The following is a 16,877-nucleotide window of genomic DNA, read 5'->3' on the forward strand; positions in this document are numbered from 1 at the left end:
GGTGGCGATCCTCGATCTGTCTTCCGAGGCTACGACCGAGATCACCTATGGTGAACTGGAACAAATGACCGACCGGCTGGCGCGCGGGTTGCTGGGCAGGGTGCAACCCGGCGACCGGGTCGGCGTGCTGCTCAGCCAGTCGCCGTGGTGCGCGGCGGCGCATCTGGCCATCTGGAAGATTGGGGCAATCTCGGTGCCGCTGTTCAAGCTGTTCAAGCGCGATGCCCTGGCCTCGCGCATCGGCGATGCGGGGGCCGGGTATGTGCTGACCGACGGCGAGGGCGCCGATATGCTGGGCGATCTGGCGCAGCCGTTGATCGTGTCCGAGCTTGGGGCGGACGGGCCTGCGGTGGATTATGCTGACACCGGCCCCGAAGATCCGGCGGTGCTGATCTATACCTCGGGCACGACGGGCAAGCCCAAGGGTGCGCTGCACGGGCACCGGGTACTTACCGGGCATCTGCCGGGCGTTTCGATCAGCCACAACCACCTGCGCGCGGGCGACTGCCTGTGGACGCCGGCCGACTGGGCCTGGATCGGCGGGTTGTTCGACGTGCTGATGCCGGGGCTGGCACTGGGCATTCCGGTCGTCGCCGCGCGGCTCGACAAGTTTACCCCGCCGGCCTGCGCGGATGTGATCGCGCGCGGCGGCGTTCGCAACGTGTTCTTTCCGCCCACAGCCCTGCGGATGCTCAAGGCCGCGGATGTGACGATCCCCGGCCTGCGGTCCGTGGCTTCGGGCGGCGAGCCGCTGGGCGCGGAAATGCTGGCGTGGGGAGAGCGGACCTTTGGCCTGACGATCAACGAATTCTACGGCCAGACCGAATGCAACATGGTGGTTTCCTCCTGCGCCGAGGATTTCCCCGCGCGCCCGGGCTGCATCGGCAAACCGGTGCCGGGGCATGAGGTCGCGGTGATAGACGCGGACGGCAACCCGACCGACGCCGAGGGTGATGTGGCCATCCGGCGCGGTTCAGCCTCGATGCTGCTGGAATACTGGAACAACCCGCAGGCCACGGCCGAGAAGTTTCGCGGTGATTGGCTGATCACCGGTGACCGCGGCGTGTGGGAGGACGACTATCTGCGCTTTGTCGGCCGTGAGGATGACGTGATCACCTCGGCCGGATATCGCATCGGCCCGGCCGAGATCGAGGATTGCCTGCTGACCCATCCGGCGGTGGCCACCGTGGGCGTGGTCGGCAAACCTGATCCGCTGCGGACCGAGATCGTGAAGGCCTATGTGGTGCTGAAACCGGGGTCCGAGGCCTCGGAGCAAGAGCTGCAGGATTGGGTCAAGGACCGTCTGGCGCATTATTCCTACCCGCGAGAGGTGGCTTTTGTGCAAGACTTGCCTTTGACCGTGACCGGAAAAGTCATTCGCAAGGAATTGAAACGTCGCGCGTCCGAGGAGATGTGCCATGGCAGATAAATCCAGCGTCCGGACCGGAATCGAGTTCAGCGCGACAGTCATCGCGGTCATCGGGGCCGTGTGGGCCGGAAAGACCTATTTCGAAACGTGGATGCACGACACGATCGACAAGGCGGTCGAAGAAAAGATCGCCGTCATCGAAAAACTGCAATTGGCCGACCTTCTGGTTTTATACGGCTACCCGGATGAGGCCATCTCGGAATTGCGCAAGATCGCCGATCGGGTCGCCAGGCTGGACGCCGATGACAAACGAAAGATCGCCTTTTACGACAACTATCTGGATGCGGTGGCCGATTCCGACGGCACCCTGAAATTCGAACCGGAAATCCGGATGTTGCACTCGGTTTTCAGCAATGAAATGCAGACCGACGGCTGGCATGACGAGAAGCTGGCCTATGTCGCGATGTTCCTGCCCGAGGCGCAGGCGGATGATGGGTATTTCGACCGTCAGGTCGTTGGGCGGCTCAAACTTGCGGTCAACCAGTACGAGGCCGATGACGACCTTGAGAGCCTGGCAGGCGCCTACCGCAACCTGTCGCTGGCCTATCTGTGCCGGGATGAACAGGACCAGGCCGTCGAGGCGATGGAAATGGCGGCCGAGATGCAGCCGTTCGAGTATTATTTCATGGTTCCGATGTGGGACCTTGAGGACTTCCTCGAAGAGCCGGAAATCAAGAAGCTGGACACCGTCTGCTCCAGCAACGTGTCGCAGGGCTATGCGCGCATCATGCAGAGCTTTGGCGTCAGCGAAAACCCCGTTCGCGAATTTCTGAGAGAGTATACCAGATGAAGCTGCGATCTTCCGCTTTGCCCTCGTCCGATGGCTTCAAGCAAAACCGTGCCGCGCACCTTGAGGCGCTGGCGCAGATCTCCGAGGCCGCCGAGGCCGCGCGCATGGGTGGGGGCGAGAAATCGCGCGAACGCCATGTGTCGCGGGGCAAGATGCTGCCCCGGCGGCGGGTGGCCAACCTGCTGGATCCGGGGTCTCCGTTTCTGGAAATCGGCGCGACGGCGGCGCATGGCATGTACGGTGGCGCGGCCCCCTGTGCCGGCGTGATCGCGGGGATCGGCCGGGTGCAGGGGCAAGAGGTCATGGTGGTCTGCAACGACGCGACCGTGAAGGGCGGTACCTATTATCCGATGACGGTCAAAAAGCACCTGCGCGCGCAGGAGATCGCCGAGGAAAACCATCTGCCCTGCATCTATCTGGTGGACAGCGGCGGCGCGAACCTGCCCAACCAGGATGAGGTCTTTCCCGACCGCGACCATTTCGGCCGCATCTTCTACAACCAGGCACGGATGAGCGCCAAGGGCATCCCGCAGATTGCCGTGGTGATGGGCTCGTGCACCGCGGGCGGCGCCTATGTGCCGGCCATGTCCGATGTGACGATCATCGTCAAGGAACAGGGCACGATCTTTCTGGCCGGCCCGCCGCTGGTCAAGGCGGCGACGGGCGAGGTCGTCAGCGCCGAGGACCTGGGCGGCGGCGACGTGCACACGCGCCTGTCCGGCGTGGCCGACTATCTGGCCGAGGACGACGCGCACGCGCTGGCTCTGGCCCGCCGGGCCGTTGGCTCGTTGAACCGGAACAAGCCGCAGACGGTGGATTGGGCCAGCCCCGAAGACCCGGCCTATGACCCCGAGGAAATTCTGGGCGTCGTCCCGGCCGATCTGCGCACCCCGTATGACATTCGCGAGGTGATCGCACGTCTGGTCGATGGCTCGCGCTTTGACGAGTTCAAGCCTCGGTTCGGTGAAACGTTGGTGACAGGCTTTGCTCATGTCAAAGGCTGCCCCGTCGGGATCATCGCCAACAATGGCGTGCTGTTTTCCGAGGCCGCGCAGAAAGGCGCGCATTTCGTCGAACTGTGCAGCCAGCGCAAGATCCCGCTGCTCTTCCTGCAAAACATCACCGGCTTCATGGTGGGCCGCAAGTACGAGAACGAAGGCATCGCGCGCCACGGCGCCAAGATGGTGACCGCCGTGGCCACCACGAGCGTGCCCAAGATCACCATGCTGGTGGGCGGCTCTTTCGGGGCCGGGAACTATGGCATGGCGGGCCGCGCCTATCAGCCCCGGTTCCTGTGGACGTGGCCGAAGAGCCGTATCTCGGTCATGGGCGGCGAGCAGGCCGCCGGTGTTCTAGCAACGGTCAAACGCGATGGGATTGAACGGCAGGGCGGCACTTGGTCGGCCGAAGAAGAGGCCGAATTCAAACGCCCGACGCTCGAGATGTTCGAGGAGCAGTCGCACCCGCTCTATGCTTCTGCCCGGCTGTGGGATGACGGCATCATCGACCCGCGTAAAAGCCGGGACGTGCTGGCCCTGTCGCTGAGCGCCGCGTTGAACGCACCCATCGAGGACACGCGCTTTGGCGTGTTCCGGATGTAGAAGGGACGGTTCGATGCTGGAAAGCTTGAAAGAAAAATATCCAGGGGCCGAGACCTTTCAGTTCGGCGACAGCCGGGCATTGTGCGACGAATTGCTGGCTCTGGTCCGCTCGGGGCACAAGACCGCGACATGTGGCGCGTTGCGCGACTTTACGGCGGGTGGCGAGGCGATGCCGCAGGTCGGCCGCCGCGACATCGCCTTGGACTGGGACGGACGGCCCGCGCTGGTCATCGAAACGGTCGATGTGACGGTCCGGCGCTATTGCGATGTCGACGAGGCGTTTGCCCTGGCCGAGGGCGAGAACGACAGCCTGGAAGGCTGGCGCGAGGATCATCGCAGATATTTCGAACGAAACGGCGGCTTCGACCCGAAGATGGAGTTGGTCTGCGAACGGTTTCGCCTTGTGGAAGATCTGGCAGGGAAAGGGTAACGACCATGTTTGACAAAATCCTGATCGCCAACCGGGGCGAGATTGCCTGCCGGGTCATCGAAACCGCGCACAAGATGGGCGTGGCCTGCGTTGCCGTGTACTCGGATGCCGACGCGGCCGCCAAACATGTGCAGATGGCGGATGAGGCCGTACATATCGGCGGGGCGGCTCCGGCCGACAGCTATCTGAAAGGCGACGTGATCATTCAGGCCGCGCTGGATACCGGCGCGCAGGCGATCCACCCCGGCTATGGGTTTCTGTCCGAGAACCCTGATTTCGTCGATGCGGTACAGGCCGCGGGCCTGACCTTCATCGGCCCCTCGGCGGATGCGATCCGCAAGATGGGCCTGAAGGATGCCGCCAAGGCGCTGATGGAGCAGGCCGGCGTCCCAGTCGTGCCCGGCTATCACGGCGACAACCAGGACCCCGAACATCTGGCCGGCGCGGCCGACACGATCGGCTATCCGGTGCTGATCAAGGCGGTGGCCGGCGGTGGCGGCAAGGGGATGCGGCTGGTCGAGAGGCCGGCGGATTTCGCCGCTGCTCTGGACAGTGCCCGGGGCGAGGCCAAGACCGCCTTTGGCAATGATGCTGTTCTGGTCGAGAAATTCGTGGCCAAGCCCCGCCATATTGAGGTGCAGGTTTTTGGTGACGGCACCCATGCCGTGCATCTGTTCGAACGCGACTGCTCGCTGCAGCGCCGCCATCAGAAGGTGATCGAAGAAGCCCCGGCGCCCGGAATGACACCCGAAATGCGCGAAGCGATGGGCCAGGCGGGCGTGCGCGCGGCCGAGGCCATCGGCTACAAGGGCGCGGGCACTGTGGAGTTCATCGTCGATGCCTCGGACGGTCTGCGCCCCGACCGGTTCTGGTTCATGGAGATGAACACCCGCCTGCAGGTCGAGCACCCGGTGACCGAGGCCATAACCGGCATCGACCTGGTCGAATGGCAGTTGCGGGTTGCGGCGGGGGAAAGCCTGCCCAAACGGCAGAACGAGTTGTCGATCAACGGCCATGCCTTCGAGGCCCGGCTCTATGCCGAGGACGTACCCAAAGGGTTCCTGCCCGCGACGGGCACCCTGACCCATCTGGAGTTTCCGCACGGCTGCCGCGCCGACAGCGGCGTGCGTGCGGGCGACACGATCAGCCCATGGTATGACCCGATGATCGCCAAGGTGATCGTGCACGGCCCGACCCGCGCGGTGGCGCTGGAACAACTGCACCGCGCGCTGCGCCGGACGCAGGTGGCGGGAACCGTCACCAACCTGTCCTTTCTGGGCGCACTGACCCGGCACGCCGGGTTTGCGGCAGGCGATGTAGATACCGGGTTGATCGGCCGCGATCTGGACGATCTGGTGCGCGAACCGGCCGTCACCCCGGCAATGACCGTTGCGGCCGCGATGGCCGCGACCGGACTGGACAAACCCGCCGAGGATACGGGGTTTACTCTCTGGGCCCCGCTGCACCGGGCGCTTCAGCTGAAGCGCGACGGCGAGGTTCTGGATATGGACGTCCAGGTCGCAGGGCCGGACCGGCAGGACTGGCAGGTCGACGGGACCAGCGTGATCGCCGAACGGGTCAACGGCCGCTGGATCATCGACGGCCAGCCGATGCCTCCGGTTGCGGTTGCGGGCCACGATGTCACCGTGTTCGACGCCTATGGCGTAAACTTCGAGATGCTGGACCCGCTGGACCGAGACGTCAGCGCCGCAGGTGACACCAACGTGGTCGAGGCGCCGATGCCCGGGCTGGTCAAAGCGGTGTTCGCCGCGCCGGGGCAGGCGGTGAAGGAAGGCGATCGGCTGGCCATTCTCGAGGCCATGAAGATGGAGCATTCGCTGCTGGCCGCCCGCGACGGTGTCGTGGCCGAAGTTCTGGCCGAGGCCGGATCGCAGGTCGAGGCCGGCGCGGCGCTGGTCCGGCTGGAAGACGACTGAAACCCTGAACGCCCGCCCTGGACGGGGCGGGCCGGGATTGAACAGGAGGGCACCGCCATGGCGGAACGTGTCGAGATTTTCGAAGTGGGGCCGCGCGACGGGCTGCAGAACGAAAAGCGCGAGATCCCGGTCTTGGAAAAGATCGCGCTGGTGGACTGCCTCAGCCGGGCAGGGTTCAGCCGGATCGAGGTGGCCAGTTTCGTGTCGCCCAAATGGGTGCCGCAGATGGCCGGCAGCGCCGAGGTGCTGGCCGGGATCACTCGCGCCCCCGGCGTGCGCTATGCCGCGCTTACGCCGAACATGCGCGGCTATGAGGACGCGCTGGCGGCCGGGGCGGATGAAATCGCGGTGTTTGCCTCGGCATCCGAGGGGTTTTCCAAGGCCAACATCAACGCAACCATCGCCGAATCCATCGAGCGGTTCGTCCCGATCCTCGAGGCGGCGCGCCATATCGACCTGCCGGTGCGCGGCTATGTTTCCTGCGTGACCGACTGCCCCTATGACGGGCCGACTCCGCCCGCCAAAGTGGCCGAGGTGGCCGACCTGCTGTTCTCGCACGGCTGTTATGAGATCTCGCTGGGCGACACGATCGGGCAGGGGACACCTGACAGCATCGCACGGATGCTGCTGGCGGTGCGTGAATATGTGCCCGCCACCCGCCTGGCCGGGCATTTTCATGACACCAACGGGCGCGCGATCGACAATATCGACGCGTCGCTTGCGCTGGGCGTTCGAGTATTCGACGCAGCCGTAGGCGGATTGGGCGGCTGCCCCTACGCTCCGGGCGCGGCCGGGAATGTGGCAACCGAAGCCGTGGCCGCGCATTTCGAGCGGCTGGGCTATGACACCGGACTGGACGCCGCTGTGCTGAACCAAGCGGCGGAAATGGCCCGCGCGATGCGGGCGGGATAAGAGGCTGACATGTTTGAAACCATCTCGATCTCCACCGATTTGCGCGGCGTTGCTACGCTGACGCTGAGCCGGCCGGAAAAACACAACGCGATGTCGGCGCAGATGATCGCCGAGCTGACCCAGGCCGCCGCGCAATTGGGAGAAACCAACGACGTGCGTGTCGTAGTTTTGACCGGCGCGGGCAAAAGCTTCTGCGCCGGGGGCGACCTGGGCTGGATGCAGGCCCAGATGGCCGCCGACCCCGAGACCCGCTTTGTCGAGGCGCGCAAGCTGGCCGAGATGCTGAACGCCCTGAACTCCCTGCCCAAGCCGTTGATCGGCGCGCTGCAGGGCAACGCCTTTGGCGGGGGTGTCGGGATGGCGTCGGTCTGCGACGTGGCCATCGGCGTGGACAGCCTGAAAATGGGTCTGACCGAAACCCGGCTGGGGCTGATCCCGGCCACTATCGGGCCCTATGTCATCGCCCGCATGGGCGAGGCCCGCGCGCGGCGCGTGTTCATGTCGGCCCGTCTTTTTGATGCGGCCGAGGCGGTAGAACTTGGCCTGTTGGCGCGGGTCGTTCCGGCAGATGAGTTGGATGCCGCGATCGAAGCCGAAGTGCAGCCTTATCTGTCCTGTGCGCCGGGCGCCGTGGCCTCGGCCAAGGCGTTGGTTCGGGACCTCGGGCCGCGCATCGACGACGCGGTGATCGATCACACGATCCGAGCGCTGGTCGACCGTTGGGAAACCGACGAAGCGCATGAGGGAATCAGCGCTTTCTTCGACAAGCGAAAACCTTCATGGAATAGTAAGGTTTGACCGCCCGCGACCATTTGAAGCCAAGGGCTTGCGCCTAGTGCAGCGCTGGGCGTTGGCAAGCCGAATATTCGGTGCCATGCGCGCTTCTGCTCGGTTGACCCTCTGACCCCGCGCGGATAGAGAATGTCCAGTCAACACGCCAATTGACGGCGCGTCTCGTTCGGGATGCGCAGGAAAGGAGCCACTCGTGGAAGAGCTGTTGCGGGAATATCTCCCGATCCTGGTGTTTCTGGCCGTCGCCGTGGGCCTTGGAATCGTCCTGATTCTGGCCGCCGTCGTTCTGGCTGTCCGCAATCCCGACCCCGAAAAGGTCAGCGCCTATGAATGCGGGTTCAACGCGTTCGACGATGCGCGGATGAAGTTCGATGTCCGATTCTATCTGGTGTCGATCCTGTTCATCATCTTCGACCTCGAGATTGCGTTCCTGTTTCCCTGGGCCGTGGGCTTCAAGGACATCAGCGATGTCGGCTTCTGGTCGATGATGGTGTTCCTGGGCGTTCTGACCATCGGCTTTGCCTATGAATGGAAGAAGGGGGCCCTGGAATGGGAGTGATGACGGGTGCAAACACCGCGGGCGTCGACAAGGAAGTCGCCACTCAGGCCCTGAACGCCGAGCTGCAGGACAAAGGGTTCCTGCTGACCTCGTCCGAGGACATCATCAACTGGGCGCGCACCGGCTCGCTGCACTGGATGACCTTTGGTCTGGCCTGCTGCGCGGTCGAGATGATGCACACCTCGATGCCGCGCTACGACGCCGAACGCTTCGGCATCGCGCCGCGCGCATCCCCGCGCCAGTCGGACGTGATGATCGTGGCCGGTACGCTGACCAACAAGATGGCCCCGGCGCTGCGCAAGGTCTATGACCAGATGCCCGAGCCGCGCTATGTGATCTCGATGGGATCCTGCGCCAATGGTGGTGGCTATTACCACTATTCCTATTCCGTCGTGCGTGGTTGCGACCGCATCGTTCCGGTGGACATCTATGTGCCCGGCTGCCCGCCGACGGCCGAGGCGCTGCTGTACGGTCTGCTGCAGCTGCAGCGCAAGATCCGCCGCACCGGCACCATCGTCCGCTGAGGAGGGACCGAGATGAGCGAAGCACTCAAGGAACTCGGCACGCATATCGAGCTGAAGCGCACGGACTGTGTTCTGTCATGGAGCGTAGCCCATGACGAGCTGACGGTTGATGTTGCGCCCTCGAGCCTGGTGGAGTTTGTCGAGTTTCTGAAAACGGATCAGAACTGCAAGTTTTCGACCTTGGTCGACATTACCGGAGTTGATTACCCCGAACGTGCCAAACGGTTCGACGTGGTTTACCACTTTCTTTCGATGTACCAGAACCAGCGTATCCGTATCCGGATTTCGGTGCGCGAGGAAGACATGGTTCCGTCGATCGTCGATGTGCACCCCTCGGCCAACTGGTTCGAGCGTGAAGTGTTCGACATGTTCGGCATCCTGTTCTCGGGCCACCCGGACCTGCGTCGCATCCTGACCGACTATGGCTTCCGCGGCTATCCGCTGCGCAAGGATTTTCCGACTACCGGGTATATCGAAGTCCGCTACGACGAAGCGCAGAAACGGGTCGTGTACGAACCGGTCTCGCTGGTTCAGGAGTATCGCCAGTTTGATTTCATGAGCCCGTGGGAAGGTGCGAACTATGTTCTGCCGGGGGATGAAAAACAGGAGACCTGACAATGGGTGGCATCTGGTGGCTGATCCTTTCTGCACTGACCATCATTCCGATGGTGAAGATTTTGCCGTTTTTCGGGATCAACAAATACTGGTGCCTTCTCTGCCTGGTCCCATTCGGCACGATCGCGTTGCTGTGGTGGGTCGGGTTGAAACTGCAGGAACTGGAGCGCCGCTGAGATGGTCATGCTGCTGGGGGAACTGATTGCGTTGGGTGCGCTGGGGGTCCTGCTGGCGGGGGCCGCAGCCAAAGCGCTTGAGGCGGAAAAGGTCCGGGTTCGGGCCGAAGCGAAAAAGAAACGAGGGCGTTGATGGACGGCTCAAGATACGATGACGGCAGCACGGACGCGCTGAGCGGAGAACAGAAGATCCGCAACTTCAACATCAACTTCGGCCCGCAGCACCCTGCGGCGCACGGAGTTTTGCGTCTTGTACTTGAGCTGGACGGCGAGATCGTCGAACGTTGCGACCCGCATATCGGCCTGCTGCACCGCGGTACCGAAAAGCTGATGGAAAGCCGGACGTATCTGCAGAACCTGCCGTATTTCGACCGGTTGGACTATGTGGCGCCGATGAACCAGGAACATGCCTGGTGCCTTGCCATCGAAAAGCTGACCGGCGTCGAAGTTCCGCGCCGGGCCTCGTTGATCCGGGTCCTCTATTCCGAGATTGGGCGCGTTTTGAACCATCTGCTCAACGTGACCACGCAGGCGATGGACGTGGGCGCGCTGACGCCGCCGCTGTGGGGCTTTGAAGAGCGCGAAAAGCTGATGGTGTTCTACGAGCGTGCCTGCGGTGCGCGCCTGCACGCGGCCTATTTCCGCCCCGGCGGTGTACATCAGGATCTTCCGCCCGAACTGCTGGATGACATCGAGACCTGGAGCCACGAATTCCCCGCCGTTCTGGACGACATTGACGGACTGCTGACCGAGAACCGCATCTTCAAACAGCGCAACTGCGACATCGGCGTGGTGACCGAGGAAGATATCCAGCAATACGGTTTTTCGGGCGTGATGGTGCGCGGTTCGGGCCTGGCCTGGGACCTGCGTCGCGCGCAACCCTATGAATGCTACGACGAGTTTGAGTTCCAGATCCCCGTCGGCAAGAACGGGGACTGCTATGACCGTTACCTGGTGCGGATGGAAGAAATGCGCCAGTCGGTGTCGATCATCCGTCAGGCCATCGCCAAGCTGCGCGACTGCCCGGGCGACATTCTGGCCCGCGGCAAGATCACCCCGCCGAAACGCTCGGACATGAAGACCTCGATGGAGAGCCTGATCCATCACTTCAAGCTGTACACCGAAGGCTTCCACGTCCCCGCAGGCGAAGTCTATGCCGCCGTCGAGGCCCCCAAGGGCGAGTTCGGCGTCTATCTGGTCGCCGACGGCACCAACAAGCCGTACCGCGCCAAGCTGCGTGCGCCCGGTTTCCTGCACCTGCAGGCTATGGACCACGTCGCCAAGGGCCACCAACTGGCCGACGTCGCCGCCATCATTGGCACCATGGACGTCGTATTTGGAGAGATTGACCGCTAATGCTCCGCCGTCTTCATCCCGAACAACCCGAAAGCTTTGCCTTCACCGCTGCCAACCAGCAATGGGCCGAAGCGCAGATCACCAAATACCCCGAGGGCCGTCAGGCCAGCGCGGTCATCCCGCTGCTGTGGCGCGCGCAAGAGCAGGAGGGCTGGCTGAGCCGTCCGGCGATTGAAACCGTCGCTGACATGCTCGGCATGTCGTACATCCGGGTGCTCGAAGTTGCATCCTTCTACTTCATGTTCCAGCTGCAACCGGTTGGGTCCGTCGCGCATATTCAGGTCTGTGGCACCACGTCCTGCATGATCTGCGGGGCCGAGGATCTGATTGCTGTTTGCCGCGAAAAGATCGCGCCCAAGCCGCACCAACTGTCGGCGGACGGCAAGCTGAGCTGGGAAGAGGTTGAATGCCTGGGTTCCTGCACCAACGCGCCGATGGCACAGATCGGTAAAGACTATTACGAGGACCTGACCGCCGAGAGTTTTGGTCGGATCATTGATGAACTGGCCGCTGGCAAGGTTCCGGTGCCCGGTCCCCAGAATGGTCGCTTTGCGGCCGAGCCTCTGGGCGGGGTGACCAGCCTGAAGGATTATCAAGGTAGCAAGGCAAAGCACAATGCCAGTGTACAACTGGCCACGGAATTGGGCGATACCGTCAAGCGCATCGACGGAACCGAGGTTCCGATCCTGACGCCATGGTTGGGCAAGGATGGCAAGGCCGCCGGAGCGAAAGCCGCACCCAAGCCGCCGAAGGTGCCAGAGCAGGGCAAACCAGCCGCCCGTCAGGCCGCGCCCAAGAAATCCGCCAAGGCCGAGCCATCTTCGCCCGAGGGTGCTGCGGCCAAGCCAGAAGCGACTGAGGCTCAGCCCGAAACGCTGAGCGGTGCGCGTGAGGGCAAGCCCGACGACCTCAAGCTGCTGAAAGGTGTGGGGCCGAAGCTCGAGCAGACGCTGAACGAGCTCGGGTTCTACCACTTCGATCAGATCGCAGCTTGGACGCCAGAACATGTGGCCTGGGTTGATGCCCGGCTGAAGTTCAAGGGCCGGATCGAACGCGACGGTTGGATCGAGCAGGCGGCCAAGCTGGCTGCTGGCGAGGAAACCGAATTTGCCAAACGTGCCAAGCAAGACGGCACCTACGAAGACTGAGAGACGGTGCCCGATACGGGCATCGGAGTGTGATGGACAAGGACAAGGAACAGGCCATCGCCCGCAAGGGCCGACATATCGGCGTGGTCATCGCGGTGACCATGCTGTTGTGGCTTGCCATGACCCTGTTCATCGGCCCGGCGCTGGAGCTGCCGGGACGCTTTGCGCTGCTGTTTGATTTCGCCGCGATCGCGGCGTTCATCTATGCAGGCGTCAACATATTTCAACTCTGGCGCATGCGTCAGGACAGCTGAAGGTAACACGCGATGCTGAAGGATCAGGACCGGATCTTTACCAACATCTACGGGATGCACGAGCGCACCTTGAAGGGCGCTCAGGCCCGGGGGCATTGGGACGGCACTGCTGGCCTGATGGAGAAGGGTCGCGACTGGATCATCCAGACGATGAAAGACTCAGGGTTGCGCGGGCGCGGCGGTGCGGGCTTCCCTACCGGCCTGAAATGGTCGTTCATGCCGAAGGAAAGCGATGGCCGCCCGTCCTATCTGGTCGTAAACGCCGACGAATCCGAACCGGGCACCTGCAAGGACCGCGAGATCATGCGCCACGATCCGCACACGCTGATCGAAGGCTGCCTGATTGCGTCTTTCGCGATGAATGCGCACACCTGCTACATCTACCTGCGCGGCGAGTACATTCGTGAGCGCGAGGCGCTGCAGGCTGCAATCGACGAGGCCTATGATGCGGGCCTGCTGGGCAAGAACGCCGCTGGATCAGGATGGGATTTCGACCTGTTCCTGCATCACGGGGCAGGCGCCTATATCTGTGGCGAGGAAACCGCGCTGATCGAAAGCCTGGAAGGCAAGAAGGGCATGCCGCGCATGAAGCCGCCGTTCCCGGCGGGGGCGGGTCTATATGGCTGCCCGACCACGGTGAACAACGTGGAATCCATCGCCGTCGTGCCTACGATCCTGCGGCGTGGTGCCGACTGGTTCGCCGGTTTCGGTCGCCAGAACAACGCGGGCACCAAGCTGTTTGCCGTCTCGGGTCACGTCAATACCCCCTGTGTGGTCGAAGAGGCGATGTCGATCAGCTTTGAAGAATTGATCGAGACCCATTGCGGTGGCATCCGCGGCGGGTGGGACAACCTGTTGGCCGTGATCCCCGGTGGCTCGTCCGTGCCCTGCGTGCGCGGCGAGAACATGCGCGACGCGATCATGGATTTCGACTATCTGCGCAACGATCTGGGCTCGGGGCTTGGCACGGCGGCGGTGATCGTGATGGACAAGTCCACCGACATCATCAAGGCGATCTGGCGCCTGTCGAAATTCTACAAGCACGAAAGCTGCGGCCAGTGTACGCCCTGCCGCGAAGGTACGGGCTGGATGATGCGGGTGATGGATCGCCTGGTACGCGGCGAGGCCGAACTGGAAGAGATCGACATGCTGTTCGAGGTGACCAAGCAGGTCGAAGGCCATACGATCTGTGCGCTGGGTGACGCGGCCGCATGGCCGATCCAGGGCCTGATCCGCAACTTCCGCGAAGAAATCGAAGACCGCATCAAGGCTCAGAAATCGGGCCGTATGGGTGCGATGGCGGCGGAGTGACAACGATGGAAGCCTATGCAGAGTATTCCCACGCGATTGCGTCTTTGGTGATTTTCACACTGGTCGTTTTGTTCCTGTCGCCGTTTTCGGCACTGGCGAAACAGGGCAAGGGGCTGGCTCCTGGCGCGACCCCCGACCAGGACTACGCCGACAAGGCCTATCGCCTGAACCGTGCCTACCTGAACGGCACCGAGACTTTGCCCGCGTTTCTGGCCGTTACTGTGGCAGCCATTCTATTGGGCGCCAGCCCGTTCTGGGTGAACTGGCTGGCCGCGATTGCCTTGGTCGCGCGACTGGTGATGCTTGTCGTACACATTCAAGGCGTCGGCAAACCGCATAGCGGTATTCGTTCTGTCCTGTATGTGGTGGCGTGGGCCTGCATGTTCGTGATTGGGATCCTTGCATTGGTGGCTGCGTTCTGATGGCCGTCACACTTGTTGATATCACCGCGAACCTGCGTCGCCCGGCTGTCGGTGTCCTTGTTCTGCTGACGCTGCTTTCGGCCTGCGGGACAGCGCCAACCAGCGACCGGATCCTGTTTGACGGCAAGTCGTTTCGGGCCAAGGCAAAGCCGGTCGACAAGAAACGGTCGCCTGCGGATTTCACCGTGACGATCAAAGGCGTGTCGGCTTCGCTGGACGGCGCGCGCGAGGCTGGACGGTACGAGGGCACCCGGTTCTGCATTCAGAATTTCGGTTCTTCCCGCATTGCGTGGAAGGTTGGTCCTGACACCGAACCGCAGAACCTGCGCGTCGAAAATGACAGCCTGACATTTGCCGGAGCCTGTCAACGACCATGAGCTTCGCTATTGCATATCCTGCGCTGATCGGACGGTCGTTATTGCATAACAGCCGTGTCGCGGAACGTCTTGGGGAACCCAAGACGAAAGGATATGTCATGAAACTTGTGAAACTTGCCGCATTTGCCTGTGCGATGGCGTTGCCCGTCTCAGCGGACGCCAAACCGCCCTTGCGCGAAGTCAAGGAAATCGACAACGAGCTCTACTACATCGCCATCGCAAATGAGATCTCGGAATACTGCCCGTCGATCAGTGGGCGGCGTATGAAGGCAATCGGTGTGATGTGGAGCCTGCGGTCCAAGGCCAACAGCCTGGGTTATTCGGACGGAGAGATCCGGGCCTATGTCGAGTCGGATTCCGAAAAGGCGCGGATGCGGGCCAAAGGCGAAAAATACCTCGCGCAGAACGGCGTGAGCTACGGAAAAGCTGAAACATTCTGTGCCCTGGGGCGCAAGGAAATCGAACGAAACAGCGCCATTGGCGTGTATTTGAGGGCGAACTAGACCATGTCTGACCTCCGCAAGATCGTAATCGACGACAAAGAAATCGAAGTCGATGGCGCGATGACCCTGATCCAGGCCTGCGAACAGGCCGGGGTCGAGGTGCCGCGGTTCTGCTATCATGAGCGCCTGTCGATTGCCGGTAACTGCCGCATGTGCCTGGTCGAGGTCGTGGGCGGGCCGCCCAAGCCCGCCGCCTCGTGCGCGATGCAGGTGCGCGATCTGCGCCCAGGGCTGGAAGGTCAACCGCCGGTGGTCAAGACCAACTCTCCCATGGTCAAGAAGGCCCGGGAAGGCGTCATGGAGTTTCTGCTGATCAACCACCCCTTGGATTGCCCGATCTGTGACCAGGGCGGTGAATGCGATCTGCAGGACCAGGCAATGGCCTACGGTATGTCGGCCAGCCGGTTCAAAGAAGCCAAGCGGGCCGTCGATGATCTGGATCTGGGTCCGCTGGTTGGTACGGCCATGACCCGCTGCATCAGCTGTACCCGCTGTGTGCGTTTCACGACCGAGATCGCGGGTATCGACCAGATGGGCCAGACGGGCCGGGGCGAGGATGCGGAAATTACCTCGTACCTGAACCAGACGCTGGATTCGAACCTGCAGGGCAACATCATTGACCTGTGCCCAGTGGGGGCGCTGACTTCCAAGCCTTATGCCTTTACCGCACGCCCGTGGGAACTGACAAAGACCGAAACCATCGACGTGATGGATGCGCTGGGATCGAACATTCGTGTCGATACCAAGGGCCGCGAAGTGATGCGCATTCTGCCGCGCAACCATGATGGCGTGAACGAAGAGTGGATCTCGGACAAGACGCGTTTTGTCTGGGACGGTTTGCGCCGTCAACGTCTGGACACGCCCTATATCCGCGAAAACGGTCGCCTGCGTGCCGCCAGCTGGCCCGAGGCTTTGGCCACCGCCGCAGCGGCGATGAAGGGCAAGAAGGTTGCCGGTCTGATCGGCGATCTGGTTCCTGTCGAAGCCGCCTTTGCGTTGAAGCAGATGATTGAGGGGCTGGGTGGCAAGGTCGAATGCCGAACCGACAATGCCCGCCTGCCTATCGGTAACCGTTCGGGCTATGTCGGCAATGTGACGATCGAGGAGATCGACACGGCGAAAGAGATCATTCTGATCGGCACCAACCCGCGGGACGAGGCCCCGGTGCTGAATGCGCGCATCCGCAAGGCGTGGCTGACTGGCGCCGATGTCAAATTGATCGGCCCGGCCGTTGATCTGACTTATGACTACGAGCACCTCGGCACCGACCGCGATGCGCTGGCCAAGGCCAAGGCAAGCAGCGAAGCCGTTGTGATCGTCGGACAGGGCGCCGTGTCCGAGGCAGACGGTCTGGCCGTTTTGGCCGCCGCGCGCGCGCTGTCGGGTCGGATGCTTGTTCTGCACACTGCAGCGGCCCGCGTTGGTGCGATGGATGTGGGTGCGGCGACGGAGGGTGGCCTTGAGGCTGCAATCGGCGGCGCCGAGGTGATCTTCAACCTGGGCGCGGACGAGGTCGATATCGATGCGGGTCCATTCGTTATTTACCAGGGCAGCCACGGTGACCGCGGTGCACACCGCGCCGACGTCATCCTGCCAGGCGCAGCCTACACCGAGGAAAACGGTCTGTTCGTCAACACCGAGGGTCGCCCTCAATTGGCGATGCGGGCCGGATTTGCACCGGGTGAAGCCAAGGAAAACTGGGCGATCCTGCGGGCGCTTTCGGCGGAGTTGGGCGAGAAAC

20 protein-coding genes are annotated in these 16,877 nt (G+C 62.7%); all 20 read left to right on the top strand.

All coding sequences use genetic code 11. The features are described from left to right. Positions 1 to 1,429 (top strand): AMP-binding protein (locus tag AC2FM5_RS16030; protein ID WP_496736767.1); only part of this gene is annotated, 1,429 nt, incomplete at its 5' end. Next, positions 1,419 to 2,219 carry a hypothetical protein gene (locus tag AC2FM5_RS16035; RefSeq protein ID WP_496736769.1) on the top strand — a complete coding sequence of 267 codons (801 nt, stop codon included), beginning with the start codon at positions 1,419 to 1,421 and terminating at the stop codon, positions 2,217 to 2,219. The genes AC2FM5_RS16030 and AC2FM5_RS16035, both read left to right, overlap by 11 nt. After that, entirely contained in the window at positions 2,216 to 3,820 is a 1,605-nt protein-coding gene (locus AC2FM5_RS16040) for a carboxyl transferase domain-containing protein (protein ID WP_496736771.1), read from the top strand. Before AC2FM5_RS16035 ends, AC2FM5_RS16040 begins: the two co-directional genes overlap by 4 nt. A 13-nt stretch (positions 3,821 to 3,833) precedes the next feature. Continuing rightward, positions 3,834 to 4,250: an ASCH domain-containing protein gene (locus AC2FM5_RS16045; RefSeq protein ID WP_170581389.1), complete on the top strand. Its 417-nt coding sequence runs from the start codon at positions 3,834 to 3,836 to the stop codon at positions 4,248 to 4,250. Positions 4,251 to 4,255: 5 nt separating this feature from the next. Beyond that, positions 4,256 to 6,187, top strand: a complete 1,932-nt coding sequence (locus AC2FM5_RS16050) for an acetyl/propionyl/methylcrotonyl-CoA carboxylase subunit alpha (protein ID WP_496736773.1) — start codon at positions 4,256 to 4,258, stop codon at positions 6,185 to 6,187. Positions 6,188 to 6,244: 57 nt separating this feature from the next. After that, the gene (locus AC2FM5_RS16055; protein WP_496736775.1) at positions 6,245 to 7,099 is read left to right on the top strand and encodes a hydroxymethylglutaryl-CoA lyase; all 855 of its coding nucleotides are present in this window, start codon (positions 6,245 to 6,247) and stop codon (positions 7,097 to 7,099) included. Positions 7,100 to 7,108: 9 nt separating this feature from the next. Next, the gene (locus AC2FM5_RS16060; RefSeq protein WP_496736777.1) at positions 7,109 to 7,897 is read left to right on the top strand and encodes a crotonase/enoyl-CoA hydratase family protein; all 789 of its coding nucleotides are present in this window, start codon (positions 7,109 to 7,111) and stop codon (positions 7,895 to 7,897) included. A gap of 187 nt (positions 7,898 to 8,084) precedes the next feature. After that, positions 8,085 to 8,450, top strand: coding sequence for an NADH-quinone oxidoreductase subunit A (locus tag AC2FM5_RS16065; RefSeq protein WP_093964903.1), 366 nt, complete (start codon positions 8,085 to 8,087; stop codon positions 8,448 to 8,450). Then, complete coding sequence (locus AC2FM5_RS16070) at positions 8,441 to 8,974, top strand: NuoB/complex I 20 kDa subunit family protein (RefSeq protein ID WP_093964904.1); 534 nt, start codon at positions 8,441 to 8,443, stop codon at positions 8,972 to 8,974. The genes AC2FM5_RS16065 and AC2FM5_RS16070 overlap by 10 nt, the downstream gene beginning before the upstream one ends. Before the next feature lie 12 nt (positions 8,975 to 8,986). After that, positions 8,987 to 9,589: an NADH-quinone oxidoreductase subunit C gene (locus AC2FM5_RS16075; RefSeq protein ID WP_170340389.1), complete on the top strand. Its 603-nt coding sequence runs from the start codon at positions 8,987 to 8,989 to the stop codon at positions 9,587 to 9,589. Positions 9,590 to 9,591: 2 nt separating this feature from the next. Next, entirely contained in the window at positions 9,592 to 9,765 is a 174-nt protein-coding gene (locus AC2FM5_RS16080) for a hypothetical protein (RefSeq protein WP_010442775.1), read from the top strand. A 7-nt stretch (positions 9,766 to 9,772) separates the two neighbouring features. Further along, positions 9,773 to 9,898, top strand: a complete 126-nt coding sequence (locus AC2FM5_RS16085; protein WP_261391884.1) for a hypothetical protein — start codon at positions 9,773 to 9,775, stop codon at positions 9,896 to 9,898. After that, complete coding sequence (locus AC2FM5_RS16090; RefSeq protein WP_170340391.1) at positions 9,898 to 11,121, top strand: NADH-quinone oxidoreductase subunit D; 1,224 nt, start codon at positions 9,898 to 9,900, stop codon at positions 11,119 to 11,121. The genes AC2FM5_RS16085 and AC2FM5_RS16090 overlap by 1 nt, the downstream gene beginning before the upstream one ends. Next, entirely contained in the window at positions 11,121 to 12,269 is a 1,149-nt protein-coding gene (locus AC2FM5_RS16095) for an NADH-quinone oxidoreductase subunit E (RefSeq protein WP_170365875.1), read from the top strand. The genes AC2FM5_RS16090 and AC2FM5_RS16095 overlap by 1 nt, the downstream gene beginning before the upstream one ends. 32 nt (positions 12,270 to 12,301) lie before the next feature. Then, positions 12,302 to 12,523, top strand: coding sequence for a DUF5337 domain-containing protein (locus AC2FM5_RS16100; protein WP_093964908.1), 222 nt, complete (start codon positions 12,302 to 12,304; stop codon positions 12,521 to 12,523). Between the two features lie 12 nt (positions 12,524 to 12,535). Beyond that, positions 12,536 to 13,834 carry an NADH-quinone oxidoreductase subunit NuoF gene (gene nuoF / locus AC2FM5_RS16105; protein WP_093964909.1) on the top strand — a complete coding sequence of 433 codons (1,299 nt, stop codon included), beginning with the start codon at positions 12,536 to 12,538 and terminating at the stop codon, positions 13,832 to 13,834. Positions 13,835 to 13,839: 5 nt separating this feature from the next. Continuing rightward, a complete protein-coding gene (locus AC2FM5_RS16110) occupies positions 13,840 to 14,256 on the top strand; it encodes an MAPEG family protein (protein ID WP_170365879.1) in 417 nt (138 codons plus the stop codon). Next, positions 14,256 to 14,633, top strand: coding sequence for a hypothetical protein (locus AC2FM5_RS16115; protein ID WP_170341011.1), 378 nt, complete (start codon positions 14,256 to 14,258; stop codon positions 14,631 to 14,633). Before AC2FM5_RS16110 ends, AC2FM5_RS16115 begins: the two co-directional genes overlap by 1 nt. 98 nt (positions 14,634 to 14,731) lie before the next feature. Next, positions 14,732 to 15,136 carry a DUF5333 domain-containing protein gene (locus AC2FM5_RS16120; RefSeq protein ID WP_170357345.1) on the top strand — a complete coding sequence of 135 codons (405 nt, stop codon included), beginning with the start codon at positions 14,732 to 14,734 and terminating at the stop codon, positions 15,134 to 15,136. Positions 15,137 to 15,139: 3 nt separating this feature from the next. Continuing rightward, on the top strand, positions 15,140 to 16,877 hold a 1,738-nt coding region (gene nuoG / locus AC2FM5_RS16125), incomplete at its 3' end, for an NADH-quinone oxidoreductase subunit NuoG (protein WP_496736784.1).

The organism is Ruegeria sp. BHSA162 (genome assembly GCF_059613385.1).

Bases quoted from the DNA above. Each gene is read 5' to 3' on its own strand.
- AC2FM5_RS16035 (WP_496736769.1), top strand. From the start codon at position 1,419: ATGGCAGATAAATCCAGCGTCCGGACCGGAATCGAGTTCAGCGCGACA.
- AC2FM5_RS16040 (WP_496736771.1), top strand. From the start codon at position 2,216: ATGAAGCTGCGATCTTCCGCTTTGCCCTCGTCCGATGGCTTCAAGCAA.
- AC2FM5_RS16045 (WP_170581389.1), top strand. From the start codon at position 3,834: ATGCTGGAAAGCTTGAAAGAAAAATATCCAGGGGCCGAGACCTTTCAG.
- AC2FM5_RS16050 (WP_496736773.1), top strand. From the start codon at position 4,256: ATGTTTGACAAAATCCTGATCGCCAACCGGGGCGAGATTGCCTGCCGG.
- AC2FM5_RS16055 (WP_496736775.1), top strand. From the start codon at position 6,245: ATGGCGGAACGTGTCGAGATTTTCGAAGTGGGGCCGCGCGACGGGCTG.
- AC2FM5_RS16060 (WP_496736777.1), top strand. From the start codon at position 7,109: ATGTTTGAAACCATCTCGATCTCCACCGATTTGCGCGGCGTTGCTACG.
- AC2FM5_RS16070 (WP_093964904.1), top strand. From the start codon at position 8,441: ATGGGAGTGATGACGGGTGCAAACACCGCGGGCGTCGACAAGGAAGTC.
- AC2FM5_RS16075 (WP_170340389.1), top strand. From the start codon at position 8,987: ATGAGCGAAGCACTCAAGGAACTCGGCACGCATATCGAGCTGAAGCGC.
- AC2FM5_RS16080 (WP_010442775.1), top strand. From the start codon at position 9,592: ATGGGTGGCATCTGGTGGCTGATCCTTTCTGCACTGACCATCATTCCG.
- AC2FM5_RS16085 (WP_261391884.1), top strand. From the start codon at position 9,773: ATGCTGCTGGGGGAACTGATTGCGTTGGGTGCGCTGGGGGTCCTGCTG.
- AC2FM5_RS16090 (WP_170340391.1), top strand. From the start codon at position 9,898: ATGGACGGCTCAAGATACGATGACGGCAGCACGGACGCGCTGAGCGGA.
- AC2FM5_RS16095 (WP_170365875.1), top strand. From the start codon at position 11,121: ATGCTCCGCCGTCTTCATCCCGAACAACCCGAAAGCTTTGCCTTCACC.
- AC2FM5_RS16100 (WP_093964908.1), top strand. From the start codon at position 12,302: ATGGACAAGGACAAGGAACAGGCCATCGCCCGCAAGGGCCGACATATC.
- nuoF (WP_093964909.1), top strand. From the start codon at position 12,536: ATGCTGAAGGATCAGGACCGGATCTTTACCAACATCTACGGGATGCAC.
- AC2FM5_RS16110 (WP_170365879.1), top strand. From the start codon at position 13,840: ATGGAAGCCTATGCAGAGTATTCCCACGCGATTGCGTCTTTGGTGATT.
- AC2FM5_RS16115 (WP_170341011.1), top strand. From the start codon at position 14,256: ATGGCCGTCACACTTGTTGATATCACCGCGAACCTGCGTCGCCCGGCT.
- AC2FM5_RS16120 (WP_170357345.1), top strand. From the start codon at position 14,732: ATGAAACTTGTGAAACTTGCCGCATTTGCCTGTGCGATGGCGTTGCCC.